This window comes from Gloeocapsa sp. DLM2.Bin57, assembly GCA_007693955.1.
In the GTDB taxonomy this organism is placed as follows: Bacteria; Cyanobacteriota; Cyanobacteriia; order Cyanobacteriales; family Gloeocapsaceae; genus Gloeocapsa.
The window spans coordinates 1-6,097 of the sequence record RECR01000117.1 but is presented as its reverse complement, the minus strand read 5'-3'; the positions used below and the strand labels follow the sequence as shown (position 1 = coordinate 6,097).

Below are 6,097 nucleotides of genomic sequence, written 5' to 3'. Positions count from 1 at the left end.
AAGAGGATTAAGTACGGTGGGGCACATCGGAACTAACGCTTGGGGAGAGGAGACCTCTACTTTAATTGAAGCAATTCAGTTAAAGCAAGTTACCTCATTGAACCAAGAATCCCCATCCTTTTAGGGTGGGGAGTGTCAATAATCAGTTTATCAGCAATAACCATGTTCAAATTCTTAAAACAGCTGCCTCGTATTATAGGCTTAGGTTCGTTAGTATTGCCTCTTAGCCTTATAGCTAATCCCGCTTTCGCTTTTATGGATCAATTGGGAATAGTCAGAAGTACTTATAACCAAAAACAATGGGCAGAAATTACTAGTCGTCTCAATTTAATGAATATCGACTATTGTATTTTAGACGCCGAGGAGTTGCAGTCAGCGGCAGATCTAGATAATGTCAGGGTTTTACTCTTACCTAACGTTGAAAATATCACCTATGCTCAAGCTAGATCTTTAGAAACTTGGATGTTGCAAGGAGGACGAGTAATTGTTACAGGTCCTACGGGTAACCTCGCTAATAGAGAAGTAAGGGAGCAGTTACAATCTCTATTTGGTGCTTCTTGGGACTATGCTCTACCAGTTGCTACTAAATTACAACCCCAAGCAGAGCAAGCTTGGATTAGCTACGATGGTTTAACCGCTAATCTCCAAGGAGGAGTACTCCAACTTAATCAAGAGTTACCTAGTGAAACAGCAGCAGTCTGGTCAGCAGATGGAGCACCTCCTGCGGTTATCTTTAATGATAGTGCTATTTTTATAGGTTGGCGTTGGGGAGTAGATGCTGTATCTTCGGCAGCTACGGATATAGCATGGCTAACTGCTGCCTTAAATTATCACGGTCAATATATTAGTACTACTAGCACCAGAGTAGATCCTCAACCCTGTAACCCAATAACAGAGAGAGATGTTCTCTTTCCTGATGTGCTGCAAAAACAAAATAGCAAAACTGAGTCAGAATCCGTTCACATTGAGCAGATGCAAGGGATGAATCAAGAGTTAGAAGGGTTAATCGCTCGTTATCAAACTACCCTCAATATGATAGAAGCTCATAATTCTAGCCTGGATTTATCTACTACTCAAATAGTCATAGATAATTTAAATAACGATCAACCAACTCAACTAGCGATCGCCCCTCAAGAGGAAATATACAGCAGTAAATCACATCAAGTTTTAGCAGAAGCAAAAAAAAAACATCAGCAATTTCTAGAACTAATTAGACAACAGGAGTACCAAAAAGCTAGACAACAATGGTATCAAACACGTAATTTATTGCTTAACAACTATCCTACCGATCGCCTGCTAGCTCAACCAGAGGTGAGAGCGATGTGGGTAGATCGTGGTACAATTGTTAAAGCAAAATCCCCCCAGAATCTAGCGAGAATCTTCGATCGCATGGCAGCTTCTGGGATTAATACAGTTTTTTTTGAAACCCTTAACGCTAGTTACCCCATTTACCCTAGTCGTGTTGCACCTGAACAAAATCCTCTAATTAAAGGTTGGGACCCCTTAGCAACCGCGGTTAATCTTGCTCATGAACGAGGAATGGAGTTACACGCTTGGGTGTGGGTATTCGCCGCGGCTAATCAAGCCCATAATCGCATCAGCGATCGCCCTATTGATTATTTAGGTCCTGTACTTTCCCTTCATCCTGACTGGTTAATCAGAAATAGACAGGGAGATCCTTTTGACTATAATACTCAACAAAAAAAAGCTTTTTACGATCCAGCTAATCCCGAGGTTCAACAATATTTATTATCGGTTTTAAATGAAATTAGCAATAACTATCAAGTAGATGGTATTCATTTAGATTATATTCGTTATCCTTTTCAGAATCCAGACATTAAACAATCTTCTGGTTATGGTAAAAAGTCTCGACAACAATTCCAAGCTTTAACGGGAGTAGATCCTCTTAATATAGACTCTAAACACCCCCTTTGGTCTGATTGGAACGATTTTAAGATTAATCAAGTTAATAATTTTGTCTTTACTGCTTCTCAACAGTTAAAACAAGACCGACCTGATTTAATCATCTCTACTGCGGTTTTTCCCCTTCCTAAAGAACAAAGATTAAAAACTATCCAACAACATTGGGAATATTGGGCGGAGAATGAATGGGTAGATTTAATCGTCTTAATGAGTTATGGCTTAAATAATGAAGAATTAACTTTAACTACCAGTCAGATTCTTGAAAATAATCAAGGCAATTCTACTTTAATTATTCCAGGAATTACTATTAATAATTCTGAGTTAGTAACTATCGATAGAATGCAATTATTGCGCAATATTTCTCCAGATGGTTATGCTTTATTTGCTACAGAAAATTTTACACCTAGTTTAGAAAGAATATTACGAAAAACCCAGGGAAATGTTGAGCAACCTCTTCCTTATCGCCAACCCTTTCAAACTTTATCTCAACGTTATCAGGGATTACAGAGAGAGTGGAGTTTTTTAATCTCTCAAAATGAATTGGTCATGGATACCAAAACTATGCAAGAGTGGAGTAAACAGGTGGACTCTCTCGCTGCTAGTTTAGATCGTTTAGCAGAAGATCCCTCGCGTAAAAATTTATTAACCGCACAGATTCAACTATCTGCTTTTCGGAGAAGATTTGACTATTGGATGTGGGAACATCAGTCTGATAATATTTACCAGGTGAAAGCTTGGCAACATCGTTTAGCTAGTTTAGAAAAATTACTTAACTATGGTTCAAGAGCGATGTAAATTTTCCCTCAGTAATCTTATGGTGAATTAAGCATCGATAGAGACTTAAATTCAGCTATATTGATTCAAAAAGTGGGGTTGGGCATCGCCTCACGAAAAAACGGTCAATCATCTTCTCAGGTGAAAGACAAGAAGCCTACACTGTAATCTAGGATTCAGTGTGGGAATATGTCACGTAAATTGTGCTTAATGTGATCTTAAAATACTTATGAGTCAACAACACCCAATTATCGTAGTTATGCACGGAGATCAAACGGGAGAAGAATTACTTCTTCAGTCTCTGAGAGTTTTACAACCCTCCGTGATACGTCAACCTTTAGAATTCCAAGATTTTGATTTAAGTTTAGAAAATCGTCGCGCTACTAATAACGAAGTTGTCAAAGCTTGTGCAGAAGCTGCGGTGCTTTCTGGACTTTCTCTCAAAGCTGCTACCATTACTCCAGAAATTCCAGGAGACGTAGGGAGTCCTAATGCTATTTTACGGGAAAAATTAAACGCACAAGTCATTCTGCGAACAGGGCGTAGAATTCCTCGAATTACCCCTATCGCTGGTGTTTATTCCCCCATCGCTATTGTCAGAATGGCGGTAGATGATGCTTATGGGGCTAAAGAATGGCGAGAAACTACCCCCGATGGTGATGAAATCGCCTATCGCACTTCTAGACTGTCTCGTCGTGTTTGTCGTTCTGTAGCTGAGTTTACATTTCAATACGCTAGACGTACAGGTGCTAAGGTCTTTGGAGGTCCTAAATTTACTGTTAGTGCTACCTATGAGGGTATGTTCAAAGAGGAGTTAGACGAAGCTGCTAAGCGTCACCCTGACGTTAATTATCAACCTTTACTCATTGATGCTACCTTTGCTTTGTTATTGCAAACTAGTGGAGAGTCTTTGGTAATTCCCGCTTTAAATAGGGATGGGGATTTATTGTCAGATATGGTGTTGCAAATGTACGGTAGTATAGCTGGCTCAGAGAGTATTGTTCTGGGATTTGATGATCAAACTAACCAAGTTAAAACTGTTATGGCTGAAGCTCCCCATGGTACAGCACCCGCTCTCTTTGGTAAAAATATCGCTAATCCTATGGCGATGATTCTAGCAGGAGCCGCACTATTAAGTTATGTCAATACTCCTGATGCTGATAAAGCTTCTCGCGCTATCTATGAGAGTGTCTTTGAGAGTCTTTATGATGGTTGCGCTACTCCTGATTTGGGGGGAAGAATGACTACTAGTGAGTTTACTGATGAGGTTATTCGTCGTGTTAAAAGTAAGTTAGAAGCTTGGGCTGTTTTAGGTACAAGTTAATTTATAGTAGGGATTAGGGGGAACGGTGGAACGGAATTCCTTTCTTCCTTTCTTCGGAATTCTCTCCATTCTCCCCCTCTCGGAAGCTCCCTACTCCCTACTCCCTTCTCTCTTCCCTTTATTGTAGAATTGCTTCTAGTTGATTTTGTTGCCAGAGATTGAGATACAAACCCTGAGTTTGTAATAATTCTCGGTGAGTACCTATTTGCACTATTTTACCATGATCCATTACTAAAATGCGCTCGGCGTTCATCGCTGCTGCTAGTTGGTGAGTGATGAAAATCACCGTTTTACCACGAGTATTACTAAAATTCTCTAAAATCTGTGTCGCTGTTTGATTATCCACACTAGATAGGGCATCATCTAGGATTAAAATAGGTGCATCTATTAGTAAAGCTCTCGCTAAAGATGTTCTTTGGCGTTGTCCTCCTGATAGTGTGATTCCTCTTTCTCCTACTATGGTCTGATATTGTAGGGGAAAGTTTAAAATCTCATTGTGAATTTGTGCTTGTTTAGCTGCATAGATAACCTCTGAACTGTCTATCCAAGGTTTACCATAGCGGATATTATCCTCAATAGTTGTACTAAATAAGTAACTTTCTTGGGGTACGTAGGCGATCGCCCTACGCAAATCTTCTAATCTAATCTTAGTGATATCTTGACCATCTAAAAATAGTTGACCTGATTCGATTTCTAATAGTCTTGGAATCCCATTAGCTAGAGTAGATTTACCTGCTCCTACAGAACCAACTATGGCTATAGTTTCTCCTGCTTTAATAGTAAAATCCAACTTATCTAAGACTGGTTTTTCACTACCAGGATAGGTATAACTGAAATTAATGGCGGTTATTTCTCCTCTTACTTCATCTAAGGGAAGATCAATAGCTTCTGGGTCATTTACTATTTTTGGTTTAACTTGTAAAATAGCCTCTATCCTATCGATACTTACTTTACCACTTTGATAAGAAGTTATGGTAAATCCTAATAAAGCTGTGGGGAAAATTAATCTTTCTACAAAAATAATTAAGGCGACAAAATCTCCTATAGTTATTAACCCTGTATTGATGTTTCTGACACCATAACTTAACAGTAAAATCAAACTAATATAAGAAATAGCCTCAATAACTGGAAATAATAAATTACGGGTTCTGGCTAAATTTAAATTAGTAGTTAATAACTCTTGATTGCGTTCATTAAATGCTTTTCGTTCGTGTTCTTCTTGAGCATAAATTTTAATCAGAGCAATTCCGCTAATATCTTCTTGGACTAATTCACTCAGATAAGATAGTTTTTGCTGGACTTTCATCTGGAGAAAACCAATTTTTTTGCTAAACTGTATAACAGCAATAACCATCAAAGGATAAACGGAAATACCTATTAAACTCAGGTTAAAATCAATCGAGAGCATTACTGGTAAAGTTAAACCATAAGCAAAAATAGTATTAGCTATTGATAGTAATGAAAACCCAACTAAACGACGAATATTATCTATATCATTGGTGGCTCTACTAATTAAGTCACCTGAAGATTGAGTAGCAAAATAACCAGGTTCAAGAGTCAACAGATGTTCAAAAACTCTTTGTTTTAAATCAAATTCTATTTGACGACCTACCCCAAACAAAACTATCCGAGAATAAATCCGAACTAACCACATTATTGTTGCTAATCCCATCACTCCAATAACATAGATAGAAAGCTGATTAACCGAAAAAGTTGTTTCCAGTTTATTAACACTATCTCTAATTAAAAGAGGTATGTAGATACCAATAGCATTGACTAACAGTAAGGTTAAAACTCCTATGGCAACTTGTCGCCAATAGGGTTGCAAATATTCTCCTAGTTTTCGTAAGCTAGAGTTGGTCATTAGTTGAGATATTAAATCAAGATATCCTGATCATAGCAGATTTTGTAAAGTTTTGTTACATTTGTTCAGATAAGTCTTAAGTAAGACATAAGTTTTTAGTGACATACTCCTACACCGAATCAAAGATTACGCTGTAGGCTTCTTGTCTTTCACCTTCAGAGATGATTGACCGTTTTTGAGTGAGGCGATGCCCATCCCCACTTTTTTAATTA

The 6,097-nt window shown here is 38.1% G+C and carries 4 protein-coding genes; 3 read left to right on the top strand and 1 reads right to left on the bottom strand.

Annotation, left to right across the window (positions count from 1 at the left end; translation table 11 throughout):
* From EA365_15295 to EA365_15285, 3 genes are all read left to right on the top strand, one after another.
* On the top strand, positions 1–124 hold a 124-nt coding region (locus EA365_15295), incomplete at its 5' end, for a transposase (protein TVQ42402.1).
* A 38-nt stretch (positions 125–162) separates the two neighbouring features.
* Positions 163–2,718 carry a glycoside hydrolase family 10 protein gene (locus EA365_15290; GenBank protein TVQ42401.1) on the top strand — a complete coding sequence of 852 codons (2,556 nt, stop codon included), beginning with the start codon at positions 163–165 and terminating at the stop codon, positions 2,716–2,718.
* A gap of 208 nt (positions 2,719–2,926) precedes the next feature.
* A complete protein-coding gene (locus EA365_15285) occupies positions 2,927–4,021 on the top strand; it encodes an isocitrate dehydrogenase (GenBank protein TVQ42400.1) in 1,095 nt (364 codons plus the stop codon).
* Between the two features lie 118 nt (positions 4,022–4,139).
* On the opposite strand, the gene EA365_15280 is transcribed toward EA365_15285, so the two are convergent.
* Positions 4,140–5,885 (bottom strand): ABC transporter ATP-binding protein, encoded by a 1,746-nt coding sequence (locus EA365_15280; GenBank protein ID TVQ42399.1) that lies wholly within the window; start codon positions 5,883–5,885, stop codon positions 4,140–4,142.
* Positions 5,886–6,097 lie beyond the last annotated feature (212 nt).

Excerpts from the sequence above, each read along its gene's own strand:
- EA365_15290 (TVQ42401.1), top strand. The coding sequence starts at position 163 with ATGTTCAAATTCTTAAAACAGCTGCCTCGTATTATAGGCTTAGGTTCG.
- EA365_15285 (TVQ42400.1), top strand. The coding sequence starts at position 2,927 with ATGAGTCAACAACACCCAATTATCGTAGTTATGCACGGAGATCAAACG.
- EA365_15280 (TVQ42399.1), bottom strand. The coding sequence starts at position 5,885 with ATGACCAACTCTAGCTTACGAAAACTAGGAGAATATTTGCAACCCTAT.